General features: G+C 30.2%; 18 protein-coding genes. 5 read left to right on the top strand and 13 right to left on the bottom strand.

Features of this window, described 5'->3' with window-relative positions; translation table 11 throughout:
- Positions 1–957, bottom strand: a 957-nt coding sequence (locus L8V85_RS07860) for a PDC sensor domain-containing protein (RefSeq protein ID WP_263737790.1), incomplete at its 3' end; no start/stop codon positions are given.
- Between the two features lie 67 nt (positions 958–1,024).
- Positions 1,025–1,486, bottom strand: coding sequence for a low molecular weight protein-tyrosine-phosphatase (locus tag L8V85_RS07855; RefSeq protein WP_263737789.1), 462 nt, complete (start codon positions 1,484–1,486; stop codon positions 1,025–1,027).
- A 206-nt stretch (positions 1,487–1,692) separates the two neighbouring features.
- On the opposite strand from L8V85_RS07855, the gene thiD reads away from it, so the two are divergent.
- The 4 genes from thiD to L8V85_RS07835 are packed head-to-tail and all read left to right on the top strand — an operon-like array spanning position 1,693 to position 4,541.
- The gene (gene thiD, locus L8V85_RS07850; protein ID WP_133319829.1) at positions 1,693–2,505 is read left to right on the top strand and encodes a bifunctional hydroxymethylpyrimidine kinase/phosphomethylpyrimidine kinase; all 813 of its coding nucleotides are present in this window, start codon (positions 1,693–1,695) and stop codon (positions 2,503–2,505) included.
- Positions 2,506–2,507: 2 nt separating this feature from the next.
- Complete coding sequence (gene thiM / locus L8V85_RS07845) at positions 2,508–3,290, top strand: hydroxyethylthiazole kinase (protein ID WP_263737788.1); 783 nt, start codon at positions 2,508–2,510, stop codon at positions 3,288–3,290.
- The gene (gene thiE / locus L8V85_RS07840) at positions 3,277–3,903 is read left to right on the top strand and encodes a thiamine phosphate synthase (RefSeq protein ID WP_263737787.1); all 627 of its coding nucleotides are present in this window, start codon (positions 3,277–3,279) and stop codon (positions 3,901–3,903) included. Before thiM ends, thiE begins: the two co-directional genes overlap by 14 nt.
- The gene (locus L8V85_RS07835) at positions 3,900–4,541 is read left to right on the top strand and encodes a uroporphyrinogen-III synthase (RefSeq protein WP_318529432.1); all 642 of its coding nucleotides are present in this window, start codon (positions 3,900–3,902) and stop codon (positions 4,539–4,541) included. The genes thiE and L8V85_RS07835 overlap by 4 nt, the downstream gene beginning before the upstream one ends.
- Here the strand turns inward: L8V85_RS07835 and L8V85_RS07830 are convergent.
- Positions 4,522–5,850, bottom strand: a complete 1,329-nt coding sequence (locus L8V85_RS07830; RefSeq protein WP_263737791.1) for an MATE family efflux transporter — start codon at positions 5,848–5,850, stop codon at positions 4,522–4,524. The two genes, L8V85_RS07835 and L8V85_RS07830, sit on opposite strands and share 20 nt — an antisense overlap.
- Before the next feature lie 269 nt (positions 5,851–6,119).
- Here L8V85_RS07830 and L8V85_RS07825 point away from each other — a divergent pair, with 269 nt between their 5' ends.
- Positions 6,120–6,740 carry a hypothetical protein gene (locus L8V85_RS07825; RefSeq protein WP_263659951.1) on the top strand — a complete coding sequence of 207 codons (621 nt, stop codon included), beginning with the start codon at positions 6,120–6,122 and terminating at the stop codon, positions 6,738–6,740.
- 30 nt (positions 6,741–6,770) lie between these two features.
- Here the strand turns inward: L8V85_RS07825 and lepA are convergent, their stop codons facing one another.
- The 10 genes from lepA to L8V85_RS07775 are packed head-to-tail and all read right to left on the bottom strand — an operon-like array spanning position 6,771 to position 18,336.
- On the bottom strand, positions 6,771–8,561 hold the full coding sequence (lepA, locus tag L8V85_RS07820) for a translation elongation factor 4 (protein WP_263737786.1): 1,791 nt from the start codon (positions 8,559–8,561) through the stop codon (positions 6,771–6,773).
- Between the two features lie 9 nt (positions 8,562–8,570).
- A complete protein-coding gene (locus L8V85_RS07815) occupies positions 8,571–8,996 on the bottom strand; it encodes a hypothetical protein (RefSeq protein WP_220566314.1) in 426 nt (141 codons plus the stop codon).
- Positions 8,997–9,007: 11 nt separating this feature from the next.
- A complete protein-coding gene (gene ccsB / locus L8V85_RS07810; RefSeq protein ID WP_263737785.1) occupies positions 9,008–12,238 on the bottom strand; it encodes a c-type cytochrome biogenesis protein CcsB in 3,231 nt (1,076 codons plus the stop codon).
- Positions 12,239–12,241: 3 nt separating this feature from the next.
- Entirely contained in the window at positions 12,242–12,937 is a 696-nt protein-coding gene (locus tag L8V85_RS07805) for an ABC transporter ATP-binding protein (RefSeq protein ID WP_133319837.1), read from the bottom strand.
- Positions 12,924–13,694, bottom strand: a complete 771-nt coding sequence (locus L8V85_RS07800; RefSeq protein ID WP_263671814.1) for an ABC transporter ATP-binding protein — start codon at positions 13,692–13,694, stop codon at positions 12,924–12,926. Before L8V85_RS07800 ends, L8V85_RS07805 begins: the two co-directional genes overlap by 14 nt.
- Positions 13,691–14,722 (bottom strand): branched-chain amino acid ABC transporter permease, encoded by a 1,032-nt coding sequence (locus L8V85_RS07795; RefSeq protein WP_133319839.1) that lies wholly within the window; start codon positions 14,720–14,722, stop codon positions 13,691–13,693. Before L8V85_RS07795 ends, L8V85_RS07800 begins: the two co-directional genes overlap by 4 nt.
- A 1-nt stretch (position 14,723) precedes the next feature.
- The gene (locus L8V85_RS07790) at positions 14,724–15,620 is read right to left on the bottom strand and encodes a branched-chain amino acid ABC transporter permease (RefSeq protein WP_220566316.1); all 897 of its coding nucleotides are present in this window, start codon (positions 15,618–15,620) and stop codon (positions 14,724–14,726) included.
- Positions 15,621–15,641: 21 nt separating this feature from the next.
- A complete protein-coding gene (locus L8V85_RS07785) occupies positions 15,642–16,757 on the bottom strand; it encodes an ABC transporter substrate-binding protein (RefSeq protein ID WP_263709776.1) in 1,116 nt (371 codons plus the stop codon).
- An 11-nt stretch (positions 16,758–16,768) separates the two neighbouring features.
- Positions 16,769–17,881 (bottom strand): ABC transporter substrate-binding protein, encoded by a 1,113-nt coding sequence (locus L8V85_RS07780; RefSeq protein ID WP_263671811.1) that lies wholly within the window; start codon positions 17,879–17,881, stop codon positions 16,769–16,771.
- A 14-nt stretch (positions 17,882–17,895) separates the two neighbouring features.
- Positions 17,896–18,336: a c-type cytochrome gene (locus L8V85_RS07775; RefSeq protein ID WP_412175253.1), complete on the bottom strand. Its 441-nt coding sequence runs from the start codon at positions 18,334–18,336 to the stop codon at positions 17,896–17,898.
- Positions 18,337–18,404 lie beyond the last annotated feature (68 nt).

Genomic DNA, 18,404 nt, shown 5'->3' with positions numbered 1-18,404 from the left:
TTGGATTTTTTGAAGTGGAGAAAGGTAATAAGATATGATGAAGTAAAGTAAGGCAATACTTAATATACTTGTGAAAATTACAATTATAGCTTGAACATGGGCAATTTTTTCACTTGAATGGTTTATGGTATCAACATAGGCAATATTACATACTGTATAATCATTTGTTGTATTGCACAAACCAAGTCTTTCATTACCTTCTTTACTAGTGTAAAAAAATGGTTCCCCGTTGTTTGATTTTGCAAATGCATTGGCTACTATTGTAATATTTGGATGATTTGAATTATAATTTTCATTTGTAGATGCAAATGCAAAGTGATTTTTGTCATATACAAATGAATCTCCTGGCATTTTTTTCAAATTTTCTATTAAGTCTTTAACTAAGACATCAATGGCTAAAATACCAATAAATTTCCCATCTTTCAATAAAGGTAGAGCATAAGTGAAACAAGGCAATCCTGTAGTAGCATCTATATAAGAGTCGGTTATAAACAAAGTGTTTTTCTTTTTTGCTTCTATATAATATTCTCTTGTTGTTGCATCGTAACCATCAGCTTTGCCATAAAAACCGTAATCAAGATTTTTGCTATCGCTGTCTGTATCGCTTACAACTAACTCTCCATTTGGTTGAGCAATATATACAGCTAGATAATTTCCTGCATCTCTAAATGCTTTTAGTTGAACACCAACATTTTTAGCTAATGCATCTTGAGAATTAAGGTTTGAATATGGGTGTCTAAGAATGGTTTCTGAGAGTTCTATTAAAGATTTAGATGTGTTTTGTCTAAAATCTTCTACAAGATTGCTGGTAAAAATTAAACGATTTTTTTCTGAATTAACAACCTCATTAAAAAGAGATTGTTTAACAAAAATAAATGTTACAATTCCTAAAATCAATAAACAACAAATAGCAATAGCGTTTGCTATTAGTGAAACTTTAAGTTTAATACTTTTCATCAAATAACCTTTCAGTAATTTTTAAAAGTAGAAATTATATTAAAAAAATAATAAATATTTTTTAAATTTAAAAATATTTTTTGAGTAGATTGAATATATTTTCACATGCTTGCGAAAGGATTAAATAAGTCTCATCAAAGTTCCCACTATACCAAGGATCAGGCACTTCGTCATATCCTAATTCTAAGGCAAAAGAAGTGATTTTATGAATTTTATGTTTTGCATTTGGAAAATTTTTAACTATATCATTATAATTAGAATTATCCATTACGATAATTAAATCATTATCCTCGCACATTTTTAAATTTAGTTTTTTACTACAAAATGGCTTAGAATTTATATTTTTGTTATCTAATAAAGCTTTAGTTTTATAATGCATATCCTCCCCATCGTGGTAACCTGAAGTACCTGCACTAGAAATAATAAATTCATTATTTAAATTTGCTTTTGATATAAGATCCTTCATAATAAATTCGGCCATGGGAGAACGACAAATATTACCTAAACAAACAAAAATAATTTTAGTCATATTTTTCCTTTTATTTTTGTGTAGTTTTTTCAAAATTATAGCAGTATTTCAAAATATTTTTAAAGATTAATTAAAACTAAGATATAATTTTTCATTAATGGGGAGCTTTTGCTGAGAGGAAGTATAACTTCGACCCTTGAGAAGTTTGGTAATGCAAACTTTGAATTCTTGCAAAAACTTTCCTTTTTTATAAAAAAAGGATAAAAATGATACAAGCAAAAACAAAAACTAAAATTCCTATCTTAACTATAGCAGGAAGTGATTGTAGTGGTGGAGCTGGCATACAAGCTGATTTAAAAACTTTTAGTGCTCATAATTTATTTGGTATGAGTGTAGTTTTAAGCGTTGTGGCTGAAAATACTGCAAGAGTGATTTCTTGTTTTGATATACCCACTAAGATAATAGATGAGCAAATGCTAGCAGTTTATGAAGACATAGAGCCAGCTGCTGTGAAAATTGGAATGTTAGGTTCAAAGGAAATCATAATTTGTGTAAAAGAAAATTTATTGCGTTTTAAAGCTAAAAATGTAGTGATTGATCCTGTGATGTTTGCAAAAAATGGCTATGCTTTAATGCCTTTAGAAAATTGTCAGTTTTTTAAAGATGAAATTTTATCTTTAGCTGATGTACTTACTCCAAATATTCCCGAGGCTGAGTTTTTGTGTGATTTTAAAATACTTAATGAGGAGGATATGAAAAAAGCCGCTATAAAACTTCACAAAGAAGGTGCAAAAAGTGTTTTGATTAAAGGTGGACATAGTAAATATAATACCAATGATGTTTTTTATGATGGAAAGGAATTTAGTATTTTTAAAGCAGAAAAAATTAATACAAAAAATACACACGGCACAGGTTGTACATTAAGTTCAGCTATAGCTAGTAATCTTGCCTTAGGTAAAGAAAAACATGAAGCTATAAAACTTGCTAAAGATTATGTGTATGGAGCTATATTAAATTCTTTAGCACTTGGAAAAGGTTGTGGTCCGACTAATCATTTTTTTCAATATGACAAGGAGTAAAAATGATTATTAAAGCAGTAAGAGAAAAAAATCCTTTGATTCATCATATTACTAATTATGTTACAGCTAATGATTGTGCAAATGTAACTATAGCAATGGGAGCAAGTGCTGCTATGGCTGATTTTTATGAAGAGCAAGCTGATTTTGCTAGAATAAGTTCAGCCTTAGTATTAAACACAGGTACGATTAATCAACTTATAGCAAATTCTATGTTAAAAGCAACTAAAGAATATACTTTATTAAATAAACCTATAATTTTTGATCCTGTTGCTTTGGGTGTGAGTAAGGTAAGAGATGGGATTAATTTTGAATTACTTAATCTAAAAGGCATTAGTATTGTTAAAGCAAATGCATCTGAAATGGCTAGTGTTATAGGTTTAGATGGTAAAGCAAGAGGGGTTGATAGTACTTTTGTAATCGATAATGAGTTTTTAGAAAAAGCTAAAGAATACTCTTATAAAACCAAGCGTGTTTTAGCTATAACTGGAAAAATTGATTATATTATAAATCAAGAGCATATTGCTAAAATTTATAATGGCTCAATCATGGCTACTAAGATAACTGGAGCAGGTTGTATGTGTGCTTCTTTGTGTGGAGTTTTTGCAGGAGTGTTAGAAGATAAATTTCAGGCTAGTTTATATGCTTTGCTTAGTTTTGGCATAGCTAGCGAAATCGCTCAAGAGCTTTCTAGTGGAAGTGGTAATTTTAGAGTGAATTTAATCGATGCTTTAAGTAATTTAAATGATGAAGAAATTAAAAAAAGAGCCAAATATGAAATCATTTAAAATTTATCTTGTCGCAAGCAAGGGTGAAAAAAGCGAAAGCGAGTTTTTAAATATTTTAGAAGCTTCTTTGAAAGCTAAGATTGATATTTTACAACTTAGAGAGAAAAATCTTAGTACTTTAGAATTTTATAATCTTGCTTTAAAAGTTAAAGCTTTGTGTGAAAAATACAACACGCCTTTTGTGATAAATGATAGAATCGATATAGCCATGGCTGTGAATGCAAATGGAGTGCATATAGGACAAAAGGATATGCCTTTAAAAAAAGCAAGGGAACTTTTAGGCGAAGAAAAAATCATAGGGCTTACGATCAATCATAAAAATGATCTTATTAATACTCAAGGTGCTACTTATCTTGGAGTGGGGGCTGTTTTTGCTACGCTTAGCAAGCAAGATTGTGTTGTGCTTGGCATAGATGGATTAAAAGAAATTGCTAGTTTAGCTTCTTTACCTATTGTGGCTATAGGTGGGATAGATGAAGTTAATTTAAATTTGCTTAAAGATTGTAATATACAAGGTATAGCTGTGGTTAGAGCGATAATGCAAGCAAATGATCCTTATATAGCAACTTTAAATTTAAGATCAAATTTTGATAAAACTTTTATAGGAAAATAATGATTTATTTTATAGGGGATAAAGAATTTGATGGTGTTAAGACTATAAGATTAAATGAAATTAAATTTCTTGATTTTGAAGTTAATTTAAAGGAATTTGATTGTTTAATCATTAGCTCCAAGAATGCATTAAAAGCATTAATGTCAAGTAAAAACAAAATTGATTTTGATATTAAACTTTATGCTGTGGGAGAAAAAAGTGCTGATTTTGCAAAAGAGCTTGGCTTTAAAAATGTCAAATATCCTAGCAAGGCTTATGGTAAAAATTTAGCTAGTGAGTTTTTATTTGAGTTTAAAAATAAAAAATGTCTTTATTTAAGAGCGAAGAAAATTAGTTCAGGTCTTGATGAGTATTTGCTGAAAGAAAATATCCTTTTAAAACAATTAATCGTTTATGAAAATATAGCCATAGAGCCTAAAAAAGATGAGTTAAAAATACATCATCCAAGTGTTTTTATCTTTAGCGCTCCTTCAAGCATGGAGCAATTTTTGAAATTTTTTGCATTAGAAAAAGAAGATAAAGTTGTAGTTATAGGTCAAAGTACAGCTTTAAAACTTCGTAATTTTAAAAATTTATATATATGTAAAGAACAAGATCTAAACTCTTGTTTAAAATTAGCTAAGAGTTTAGATTTTTAAAAGTTTTATATAATAAAAATGAAGCAATAAAAATCATACAAATATCACCTACTAAAGTGGCTAGCCAAACTCCATTTACTCCTAAAAATTGCGTTAGTATAAATAAAGATAAGAATGGGAAAATAAGACTTTGGGAAATAGAAATTCCTAAAGAAAGTAAGGGTTTATCAAGCGCTGTGAAAAATGAAGCGCAGAGTTTTCCAAACCAAGAAAATAAAAAAGAAAAAGAAAAAAATATCAAAGCATTTTGTGCTATATGAATAAAATCTTGGTTGTCATCTTTGTTGAAAACACTTACTATAAGGTTATTGAAAAAATAAACAAATAAAAACACTATTGTGCTTACACCCCAAGAAGCAAAAAACATTCTTTTAAAAATAGCTTGAATTCTTGCAATATTTTTGTGTCCATAATTATAACTTAATGCAGGTTGCATAGCATCACACATGGCCAAAACTAGCATGAAAACAAAAGTACTAAGATATAAAATCACAGAAAATGCTGCAACAGCTGTACTTCCAGAAAGTTTAAGCAAAAAAGCATTAGCTAAGATGGTATAAAAAGAGCTAGAAATATTAGAAAAAAATTCAGATGAGCCATTATAAAGTATATTTTTTAGTATTTGCAGCTTGATTATTGGTTTTTTAAATTTTAAAGTTAAATCTTTAAAAACAAAAGGTAATATCCCTAAAACGCTTCCTAAAAACATCCCTATACAAGTTGCTAAAGCTGCCGAATAAAGCCCCCAATCAAAAACCACTATAAAAAGCCAGTCAAGAAAAATATTACTCAAAGCAGTAATGATATTAACTATCATGCTATAAAAAGTTTTTCCACAAATCCTAAGATAATTATCCATAGCAAAAGCTAGCATAATAAAGGGAGCAAAAGTGGCAAAAATTTGCATATATTCAGTAGATAAACTTTGAATATTCTCATTAGCTCCCATAAAAACACTTAATGTTTTTGCTAGAAAAAATCCTAAAATTCCCATTAAACAAGAAATTGCAAAAATAATAACTATACAAAAAGAAAAAATAGCTCTTGCTTTTTCAACTTTTCCTTTACCTAGATTAATTGCTATTTGCACTGATGAGCCTATGGCTATCATATCAGCTAGAGCAAAACTTATCATGATAAAAGGCATCATTAAATTCATAGCAGCAAGTGCATTTGAACCTAAATATCTTCCAACAAAAATTCCATCAATAATCACATAAAGATAAATAAAAGCCATGCTAGCCATGTTTGGCAAAGCACATTTTATAAATAGTTTGGTAGGATTTAATGTAGTGTAAAAATTATGTATTGACATAGCTTTCCTTATTAAAAATTATTTTATTTAAAATTTTATAGATAAAATAAATTTAATAAAGAGATTCTATACCTTCTATAATATCTTTAAAATATGGATCAACAATGATAATGAAAAAATCTTTGAAAAACATTTATATCACCCAAATTTTAAAAATATAATAAATATTTGGCATTATATTTAAGCTGTAATTATAAATTTCTTAATGTAAATTTTAATTTTTTTTAGACGATTTTTATAAACCCACAAAAAAAGGAGCAAGGATGCAAATAAATTCGTATTCACGCGTGGCAGTAGAGTCGCAAGTTAGCAATAGGAAGGCTAATTTGAATACAAAACTTGAAGATGCCAATACCAAAAGTGCTAATAGCACAAAAGATATAGATGAGGATAAGCTTAGTAAGCTTGCTAGTATGGGAGGAAAAGGCATAACCGAGCTTTATGCTATGAATTTTATGCAGCAAGTATTTAGCATGAGTTCATCCAATAGTCTATCTCAGGCAGGGATTTTTCAAGGAGCTCAATCTAAGGATTCTTTAACAGCTATTTTATCAAATGTAGATTTTAAAGCTATAGGATATGAAGGTAAAGATATACTTAGTTTAAATGCTGATGAAGCAAAAGAGCTTATTGGGGAAGATGGATATTTTGGTGTAGCAAAAACATCTCAAAGATTGGCTGATTTTGTTATTAATGGGGCTGGTGAAGACATGGAAAAACTTCAAAAAGGTTTAGAGGGTCTAAAAGCAGGATTTGCACAAGCGGAAAAAATGTGGGGTGGCAAACTTCCTGATATCAGCTATGAGACAATTGATAAAGCTATTGAAACAGTAACTCAAAAAATTAATGAAATGGGTGGAAATTCTTTAGATATCAATGCATAAATTTATATCCCTAGTGCATAAACTAGGGATTTAGTCTATTTTTAAAACACTTAAAAATGCTTCTTGAGGTAAATGTACCTTACCAATAGCTTTCATTCTTTTTTTACCTTCTTTTTGTTTTTCAAGAAGTTTTCTTTTTCTAGTAATATCCCCACCATAACATTTTGCGGTTACATTTTTACCCATGGATTTTACATTTTCTCTTGCAATAATTTTATTTCCTATGCTTGCTTGGATAGCAACTTCAAAAAGCTGTCTTGGGACGATTTCTTTCATCGCTTTTACAAGCTCTCTGCCCTTGCTTAGTGCTTTTTCATTTGGCACTATGATGCTTAGTGCATCGACATTTTCACCAGCTACTTTAATATCAAGTTTTACAAGATCTCCCACTCTAAATTCAATAGGCTCATAATCAAAACTAGCATAGCCTTTGGTAAGTGATTTAAGTTTATCGTAAAAGTCCATAACGATTTCGTTTAAAGGTATATCATACTCAAGTAAGACACGCTCAGGAGTGATGTAATCCATCTTAACTTGCATACCGCGTTTGCGATTTAAAAGAGTGATTAAATTCCCTAGGTATTCGCTTGGAGTTATGATAGTTGCTTTTACATAAGGTTCTTTTATATGATCGATTTTATTTACCGGAGGTAGTTCGCTTGGATTTTGAATTTTTAAAACTTCTCCATCGGTTTGATAAATTTTATAAGTAACAGTTGGAGCAGTAGCAATTAAATCAAGGTTAAACTCACGCTCAAGTCTTTCTTTAATAACCTCCATATGCAAAAGACCTAAAAAACCAACTCTAAAGCCAAATCCTAAAGCTAATGAAGTTTCAGGTTCATAGGTAATAGAACTATCATTAAGTTTTAATTTATCTAAAGCATCTCTTAAATCTTCAAATTTATCCGTTTCTATAGGATATAATCCTGCAAAAACAAAAGCTTTGGCTTTTTCAAAACCACCAATGGCTTCTTTTGCTTTATTTTTAGTTAGTGTTATGGTGTCACCTACTTGAACATCGGCGACATTTTTAAGTCCAAGCACGATAACACCCACTTCACCTGATTCTAATTTTTTAGTTTTTATAGGGCTTAATGGATGAGGATAGAAAAGATCTTGCACGAGATGTTTTTTATCTGTACTCATAACTAAAACTTCATCATTTTTGGCAATATTTCCCTCATAAATTCTAACTAAAGCCAAAGCTCCAAGATAATTATCAAACCAAGAATCATAAATTAAAGCTTTAGTAGGTGCTTCATCATCAGTTTTTGGCGCAGGAATTTTTGTGATGATAGTTTCTATGAGTTCTTTTATACCTACACCTGTTTTTGCGCTAACACAAATTGCATTAGAGCAATCAATTCCTATAATATGCTCTATTTCGTGTTTAACCTTTTCAATATCAGCCGAAGGAAGATCAATTTTATTAATCACTGGTATGATTTCAAGATCATTTTCTAAGGCTATATAAACATTGGCTATAGTTTGAGCCTCTACTCCTTGAGAAGCATCAACAACAAGTAAAGCCCCTTCGCAACTTGCCAAAGAACGACTTACTTCATAGGAAAAATCAACATGGCCCGGAGTGTCTATTAAATTTAATACATATTCTTCATTGTTGAATTTATAATTTAAACGCACAGATTGAGCTTTTATAGTTATCCCACGCTCTTTTTCTATATCCATAGTATCCATTACTTGGGCGCTCATTTGTCTATCGCTAATTGCTCCGCATTCGCTGATAATTCTATCAGCTAATGTGCTTTTGCCATGATCAATATGAGCTATAATAGAGAAATTTCTAATATTTTTCATCAAAAAACCTTAAGATTGTCTCATTTTTCTTTTTGCTAGGCCTATTTGCTCATAAGCATCAATTTCTTTTTTCAAAGCTTTATATCTTTTTTTTAGCTCATTGTTTAAAAATGAAATGTTTTTAGGAGTAGCATTAGCATTGGCTGAAATAGCACTAATGAAATCAAGTTTTCTTTTAGTGGCGCTGTCTTTTGGATTAGATCCTAGTTTTTGTGAATTTAAAAATTGCAAAATTAAAGCTTGAATTTCTTGAGAGTTGCTTGCATTATTTGCTTTAGATATAAAATCTTCTATATTACTTATTTTTGGAGTTTTAGCTGGATTTGATTTGCTTGGTTGTTTTTCTTTGTGCATGAAAAATAATACCAAAAGAATTCCAAGTATGATAATTATCACTAAAGCTATAACTAAAAAAATAAAAAGAGAATTATTCATTTAAAACTTTCCTATAATTTTGTTGCATAAGATCTTTTAAAATAACTTGCTAAGCTTAATGCTACCATAAATAAAAATCCCCAATACACATAATCAGGAATTTTCACAGAATCTCCTGCTGCATAAGAATGCATACCAGTTAAAAAGTAATTTACACCAAAATAAGTCATGATAATTACCCAATATGCAAACATGGAGCAAACTGCAAAAATGTATTGATTTGCCCATTTTGATACCATTCTAATGTGCAAAATAGCTGCATAAACTAAAATACTAATTAAAGCCCAAGTTTCTTTAGAGTCCCAACTCCAATATCTCCCCCAGCTTTCATTTGCCCATATAGCACCTAAGAAATTTCCAACTGTAAGTAAGCAAAGTCCTAAAATCATAGCCATTTCGTTGATTCTTGTTGCTTCTGTAATATTTCTTAAAATGTTTTCATTATGTTTGCCATTAATTTTTAGCATACATAATAAAATAAGTACAAATATACCTAATAATGCACATAATCCTAAAAATCCATAGCTAGCAGTAATAACCGAAACATGTATTGTTAGCCAATAAGATTGCAACACAGGAACTAAATTGGTAATTTGCGGATCCATTTGGCTAAGATGAGCTACACCTAAAGTAACTCCTGCTAAAATAGAGGTTAAAGAAAGTGCAATAGGACTTTTTCTCGAAAAGAAAATTCCAGATAATGATAAAGCCCAAGCTATATAAACCATGCTCTCATATGCATTACTCCATGGAGCGCGACCTGCTATATACCAACGCAAAGCCAAACCTAGAGTATGGATGAAAAATGCCACAATGTTAAACACATAAACACATTTAAATATAAAATCAATGCGAATTTTTGGCAGAAGCATTTTAACAAAAACTATAATCAAAAGTAAAAATCCAGCGCATAAATAAAGCGGAGCAAGATTTACAAAAATTTGACTTTTGTTGAAAAAGATTTCTGTATTAATTTTTTTAGCACTTGGCATAACTTCATGGCCGTATTTTTCTTGGTAATTTTTGATAATATTTAAATTTTTAGTTGCTTCATCCCAGTTGTTATGTGCAATAGAATTACTAACTGCATTGAAATAATTTTCTAAAATGCTTCTTACTTCTTTACCTTCTTCGCCTTTTAATCCTATATATGCTTCGCGTGGTGCCACCCATTGATTATTGGTGCTATTTTGCAGTGGAATAAATTTAAAAATATCTCCTGAAAAAATTAAATTTACAATATTTACTCTTTCATCAAGCTTGATTATTTCTTTATCAAAAACACTTCTACGATTTGGATTTTTTCTATTAGCATTTTCTACATATTTTTGTAGTTTATAAGCATCTGTAGTGAAAAAATCTTTAAAACTAGTATAAGCTCTAGGTTCAATACCTAAAATTTTAGAAATTTCTTCATTAACCAAGCGACTTGTTGGCATAAATATAATATTTTTATCATACCATGCACTGCCATCAAAAATCATTGATATGATAGTTGCTTCGGCGCTTTGGCCTTGAAAGGTTGTGTTTTTGTATATTTTTTCTAAAACTTCCATAGCTAAAGTATTAAAAGGAACCATTCTACCATCAGGTTTTTGCACTACTAAAGAAGCAAGTTCTTTAGCATGTGTTTCATCTACCTTGATGGGTTCATTTGCATAAGTATTTTGGCTTGCAAAAAAAACTAATATAAATGTCAATATCGCACTTGTTTTTTTCAAGGTGTCTTGATTGATTAATTTAGCTAAAGTCCTAAATCTTGAATGAGGATTTAAAATATTTAAAAACATTCCTAATGTAAGTAAAAAATATCCAATATATGTAGGAATTTTACCCGGATCTTTATTAACTGAAAGTATGGTGCCAAGCTCATCTTGATCATAAGAACTTTGGTAAAATCTATAACCTTGATAATCTAAAACATTATTCATAAAAATCTTATATTCTAATTTTTGTTCGGCATTATCAATTTCCACATAACTTGCATAAGACATAGGCGACATCGAACCAGGATAGCGTTCTAGTTCAAAGTCTTTTAAGTACATTTCAAATGGCATTTCTATTCCTTTAGGACCCCATCTTAAAAAGAAAGGTTGACCTGCTACATCAATACGGATAGGCGAGTTGTATTCTACTAGGAAAACTTCTTTAGATTCTCCTTTATAGCTTAATTTTAATTTTAAAGCATTAATAGCATTTTCTGAAAGTTGAGTTGGCATATATTTAGTGCTTTGTGCAAAGTCTTTGAAATTATTTAATAAAGAATTATTCCAGTATTTTGCCTCACCAAATAAAGAAATCAAAGCATTGCGTCCTAGCTCTATCCAACTATTTTTAAACCAAGTAAAAAAGCTTTTATCTTGAGCTTGATTAATACCTTCTAAGGTTTTTTTACCATGTAAAGAAGCAAATTTTACCACTAAATTAATATCATTAAAAGAATATAATCTTAAATCTTTAGCTTGTGCTTTTTGATTTGCTTTTAAAATGTTTTCTTTGCCATCACTCATTGACATGTATTTTAAATCAAAATCAGCACTAAGCTTTAGATCTTTATCAATTTTTATATAAGGACTTGGAGCAGAGTCGTTTAAAAATGCTATATTGACACCATTGATATTTTTTATATCCCCTGCTTGAAAAAGCAATTCTTTAGATTCGTTATTTTGTGAAAGCATTAAAGATAAAAGAGGAGCAGAGTTGTTATCATCGATATAAATTTCTTTTGCATCTAAAATCAAATTTTCATATGAAATTTGAGCCTTTTCATCGGGTAGTATTAAATCAAATGAAAAATCATTTACAAAAGGTAAAGTGGCAATATATTCAGATTTTGCAGCACTATATACTTTATCATCTTTTAAGGTTGCTATGTAGATATAACTTTTTGAGGTTTCAATGATATTATTTTTTTCGTTTTCTCTAATGTGTAAATTTCCTTCAAATCCCATATATCTAGTCATAGCCGAGCCTAGTAATATAAATAAAAATGAGATATGAAAGATTAAAAGCGGTATTTTTCTTTTGTTAAACATTTTATATTTAAAAAGAGCTGTTAAAAGATTGATTCCTAATATGAGCTGTATAAAGCCAAACCAAGATGTTCCATATATCATGGCCCATGCTGTTGGAGTATTGTAAGCACTTTCTATAAAAGTGGCTAGAGCGCAAAATAGGGCAAAAATTAAAAATAAAAAAATAGAAATTTTTATATCCCCAAAAGCTAAAAGTTGTCTTCTCATGATTTAAGCTCCAAGGTATTTTTTTCTAATCTCATCATTACCGATAAGATCTTTTGCAGGTGCATGCATAGCGATTTTACCATTTTCTAGAACATAAGCATAATCGCTGATTTTTAAAGCTGAAAATGCATTTTGTTCCACTAATAAAATAGTAATACCTTCTTCTTTTAATTTGACTATAATATCAAAAACCTCTCCAACTATTTTTGGAGCAAGCCCTAGCGAAGGTTCATCTAGCATTAAAAGTTTTGGCTCACTCATAAGAGCTCTTGAAATAGCTAGCATTTGAGCTTCTCCACCGCTTAGAGTTCCCGCTAATGCATTTTTTTTATCTTTTAATCTTGGGAAAAGTCTATACATTTGATTTTTCAAATGTTCGTAGTTTTCTGCATTATTAAAAGCACCAATTTTTAAATTTTCTTCTATAGTGAGATTTATAAAAACTCTTCTTCCTTCAGGTACCAATGCTATACCTTTTTGTACTAAAGTATGAGGTAAATGTCTTTGAGTGTCATAACCTAAAAAACTTACTTCACCAGTTTTTTTAACACAATTTAGCATTGCATTAAGTGTTGATGTTTTTCCTGCACCATTTGAGCCTATCAAGCTAACTATACTTCCTGTTTTTATGGTAAAATCTATACCTTTAACAGCTTCTATTAAGCCATAATAAACATGTAAATCTTTAACTACTAGCATTAAAATCTCCCAAATATGCACTAATTACTTCAGGATTTTGAACAGCATCACTTGGCTTTCCTTCAAAAATAGTCTTACCATAATCAAGCACCATAACCCTATCACAAAGCTTATTTACAAATTTCATATCATGCTCAATAAGCAAAACACTGATTTTTTTATTATTTCTTATATCAAAAATCAATTCAGCCAAATCATCGCTTTCTGTTGAATTCATACCTGCTGCTGGTTCATCTAGCAATAAAAGTTTAGGATTTGTTGCTAAAGCTCTTGCTATTTCAACTTTTCTTTGTTGTCCATAACTTAAACTAGTGGCCCTTTCATCAGCCAAATGAGCAATATTGAGTTGTTCTAAAATTTCATAAGCTGCTTTTTTTGCATTTTTTTCTGCTTTGGAGAATCTTCCCAAATGCAAAAAAGCTTCAAAAATATTATATTTAATACTCTTATCAAAACCAATTAATACATTTTCTAAAACACTCATGCTAGAAAAAAGTCTAATATTTTGAAAAGTTCTTGCTACGCCTAGATGAACTATTTTGTGCGGCTTTAAATGGTCAATCTTTTTTCCTAGAAAAAATACTTCTCCACTGCTTGGTTTATAATTTCCTGTAATAATATTAAATAGTGTCGTTTTTCCTGCACCATTTGGACCTATAAGTCCAAAAATTTCGCTTTCTTTTATAGTAAAAGAAGTATTTGCTATAGCACTAACTCCACCAAAATTTTTATGGATTTTTTTAAGCTCTAAAATCATTTTTTATTCCTTTTAGAAAACTTAAATAAAATATCTGTTAATTCTTTATCGCCCATTATTCCTCTTCTTGCAAAAAGCATTACTAAAATCAATATAACAGAAAACACAACCATTCTAAGACCAGGCATGGCAGGAGTTTCATAACCAAAAATATTCATACTCTCATCTAAAAATCTTAAATACTCACTTCCGCCTATTACTAAAATAGCTCCTATGATAGCACCAGTAGTTGAACCTAAGCCGCCTAAAACAATGATGATTAAAAGCTGAAAAGTAAATAAAAAGTCAAATTGTTCAGGTGAAACTGAAGCTAGTGCGCAAGCTAATAAGCCTCCTCCAACACCTTCTAAAAATGCTGAAGTGCTAAAAGCTAAGGTTTTAATATTAAAAGTGTTAATACCCATTGCTAATGCTGCATCTTCATCATCTCTTACAGCTTTCATGGCTCTACCAAATTTTGAACTAACAATATTTAAGATGATAATAACAGAAAATATAGCAATCCCACCACTCCAGTATAAGGTAGTATGTTTAGGAATATCGTTTAAGCCCAAAGAGCCATTTGTAACAGAAGCAAAGTTAATTGCCATAAGCTTGATAATAATTCCAAAGCCTAGTGTTACAATAGCTAAATAATCTCCTCTAACTCTAAATACTGCAAAGGCTAAAACTAAAGATAAAAGCATAGCACAAACCCCAGCAGCAAGTAAAGCTACAATAAAGCTTGGCGAATGAATCATCAAAATAAAACTACTTGGATCCTCTAAAGAAAACTGATCGATTTTGCTTTCACTTGTAAGTAAAACTAAGGCCGCAACATAAGCTCCTATAGCTACAAATCCATTTGGCTCTAATGAAAATTGTCCTGTAACTCCATTGATAAGATTATAACTTACCGCTAAGATTACAAAAATAGCAATATTGCTTAAAATTCCTATTTTATAATCGTTAAAAAAATAAGGAGATATAAAAAGAAAAGCAAGCGCTATAATAAAGAAACTTAAATGTGTAATTTTTCTTGCAATCATTTTAAAACCTACTTTTTTCAAAATTAATACCCAAAATTCCAGTTGGTTTAAAAAGTAAAATTAATACCAAAAAGATAAATGCAAATGCATCTTTAAAACCAGAAAGATCAGGGAAAATAGCAACAACAACAACCTCTGTAAAACCTATAATCAAACCACCTAAAACTGCTCCGGCAACAGAACCAATACCACCTAAAACAGCAGCGCCAAAGGCCTTAAGTCCTATAAGAGTTCCCATGCTAGGTTCAACAGAAGGATAGCTAACAGCCCAAAAAATACCACCAATAGCAGCTAAAGCTGAACCTAGTGCAAATACAATAGCGATAATACGATTTGCATCAATTCCCATTAAATTTACAGTATGAATATCAAAAGCTAAAGCCCTAATAGCAATGCCATATTTGCTTTTATAAAGTATGAATAAAACCACTAATAATATAAAAAATGTCAAAATAGGCACTAAAATACTATTAACACTAATGCTGATATTATTAAAATTAATCACTGTTTCAAGATAACTTGGCACAGGAAAATACTTTGGTGTTGAGCCAAATAAAACATTAAATACATTTTGTATTAAAAAACTTATACCTATGGCTGTGATGAGTAAAGAAATTCTAGGTGCTTTTCTTAGAGGTTTATAAGCTACCCTATCAATAGCTATACCTAAGGCTGCTGCAAATAACATAGCTAAAGAAAGAGCGCCTAAGAAAGGTACATTCATGCTTGTAACACAAAATAAAGCTGAATATGCACCCACCATCATGATATCACCATGTGCGAAATTAATCAGTCTTAAAACTCCATAAACCATTGTATAGCCTATAGCGATAAGTGCATACATACTGCCTAAACTAAATCCATTTATAATTTGCTGTAAAATTAAAGAACTATCCATTGAACCTCTTAAAATTTTTATTTATGGTAGAATCGAGTCTTTATAAACTTGTTTTTGATTCTCTATTGATTTTATAACAATTGAGCGCGTGGCATTACCTGTTTTGTCTATACTAATCACCCCGCTAACACCTTCAAATTTAGAAGTAGCATGAATGTTGTTGTTGATACATTCACTATTGAAATCATTAACGCATTTTTGCATAGCTTCAAAGATTACAAAATATGCATCTGCACCCATAGCTGTAAAATTTGGAACTTCTTTGCTTTGTTTTTCTTTTTCATAGGCTAATATAAAGTCTTTTGAAAGCTGTGTTGGAGGGTTATTATAATCAAAACTATCTGTAAATAAATATCCTTCTGCTGCATCTTGAGCTAGATTGATAAAAGTTTCATCGGCAACTCCATCTGCTGAACCCATAGGAATATTAACACCCATTGCTTTTGCTTGACGTGCGAACAAGGAAGCCTCAGTATAATATACTGGAAGATAAATAAAATCAGGTTTTAAATTTTTAACTTGAGAAAGTATAGCTTTAAAATCTTTATCGCCTGCTGTAATTCTAAATTTATCTAAAATTTTTCCACCTTGTTTGTTAAATTCTTTTTCAAAGGCCCTAGTTAAACCTAAAGAATAATCTGCACTTTGATCGCTAATTATCACAGCTTTAGTGTAATTTAACTTATTTTTTACATAATTAGCCAAAGATGAGCCTTGAAAGCTATCCATAAAACAAACTCTACTGGCATATAATTTTTTATTTAAAATTTTATCAGCAGTAGCAGCAGGAGCAACCACTGGTATCTTTTTTTCCTCGCCAATTCTTATCACTTGTAAAGTATTAGCTGTTAGCATTTCTCCAATAAGTGCATAAGCTTTATTTTGCGAAATTAATCTTGTGCTAGCATTCGCACTTTCTATTTTATCACCTTTTGTATCTACTACAACAAGATTTACCTTATCACCATTACTTAAAGTATTTTTCATAGAATTTGCAATTTTCACTCCATCTAAAGCACTTTGACCATAAGCTGCAGTAGATCCTGTTAGAGGTAAAACTACGCCAATGTTAATTTCTTTTGCCTGTATGATATTACAAGCTATGATAGACAATATAGCTATACTAATTTTTTTCATAGTTTAACCTTTCAAGGATTAATAATAGTTTTATAAACTTGTTTTTGTTCTTGTATTTCTTTTATAACTACAGAACGACTTGCATTGCCACTAGCATCTATGCTTATAACTCCACCTACGCCTTCAAAATTATTAGTAGAATGAATTTTTTCATTAATGCATTGTGCGTTAAGATTATTAGCACATTCATTCATTGCATTTACCATCACATAATAAGCATCAGCCCCCATAGCAGAAAATGCTGGAAGCTCTTTGGTGCCATGATCTTTTTCATAAGCATTGATGAAATTTTTAGACAAAGTTGTTGGTGGATTGTTATAGTCAAAACTATCGGTAAAGATTACTCCATTTACAGCATCACCCCCAAGTTCAATAAATGTTTTATTATTTACCCCATCACCTGCACTTAAAAGTTTATTAAAACCAACTGCTTTTGCTTGTCTTGCTATTAAAGCTGCTTCTGGATGGTAAATTGGCATATAAACAAAGTCAGGATTGATACTTTTAAGTTGTGAAACAATAGCTTTAAAGTCTTTATCGCCCGATGAGATGGTTAATTTTTTAAGTATTTTCCCGCCATTTTGTTTAAATTCTTTTTCAAAGGCTCTTGCTAAGCCTAGTGAATACACATTGCTTTGATCAACTATTACAACTACAGTTTTTAAATTTAAATCTTTGTATGCATAGTTTGCAAATTTATCTCCTTGGAAGCTATCCATAAAACAAACTCTACTAGCGTAGCTTTTTTTATCCAAAAGTTTATCGCCTGAAGCAACAGGAGCTATTACTGGGATTTTCCTTTCTTCAGCTATAGATAAAACTTGCATAGTATTTGGTGTAACAGCTTCACCTATAAGTCCTAAAACTTTATCTTGAGAGATAAGTCTAGTGGTGGCATTTGCTGCTTCTATTTTATCACCTTTTGTATCTATGGCTATGATTTTAACATTATCTCCATTTTTTAAATTTGGATTTAAGGTATTAGCTAGTTTGATACCTTCATATACATCATTACCATAAGCCGCTAAAGCGCCAGTAAGTGGTAAAATAACTCCTATTTTTACTTCCGCAGCATAAATTGAACTAGCACAAAGCAAGCTAGCTAGCAGTAGATTTTTTCTCATGAAAACTCCTTTTTTTATTTTAAAAATGTATTATGTTTTGTTTTTGGTGTAGGTTCTTCTTCTAAAAGATCTTTTTGATTAAGCTCGATAGAAAAATTTTGCCCCTTTAAGTAAGCTATAATGTGATCCATATCACTTTCACTTAATTTTTTGGCGTATATGCTCATTTGAATGCTATCGCTTGATTGATCTTCAAAATATCCATTAGCATAGTCTTTTAAGGCACCTTTGATTTCTTCTGGACTTAAATCTTTAATAGCTTTTTTGCCATAAGAATTTTTTTCTCCATTTTCTCCGTGACAGGTGTTACATTTGTTTTTAAAATATATTTCTTTAGCTTTTTTTAAATCATAGCTAATATTATCATTAAAAGTATAAGTAAATAAAGACTTTATATTAAAAGCCATTAAAGAATTTATAAATAAAATACTAATTATAAATGAGCGTAACATAATATGCCTTTTTTAAATATAAATAAAGCTCGATTATATCTAAAAAAAATAAACAATTTTATCTCAATCTC

This window comes from Campylobacter sp. IFREMER_LSEM_CL2090 (assembly GCF_025771865.1).
GTDB classification, from domain to species: Bacteria; Campylobacterota; Campylobacteria; order Campylobacterales; family Campylobacteraceae; genus Campylobacter_D; species Campylobacter_D lari_D.
The sequence above is the reverse complement of the archived record's forward strand: the minus strand, read 5'-3'. Positions and strand labels throughout refer to the sequence as shown.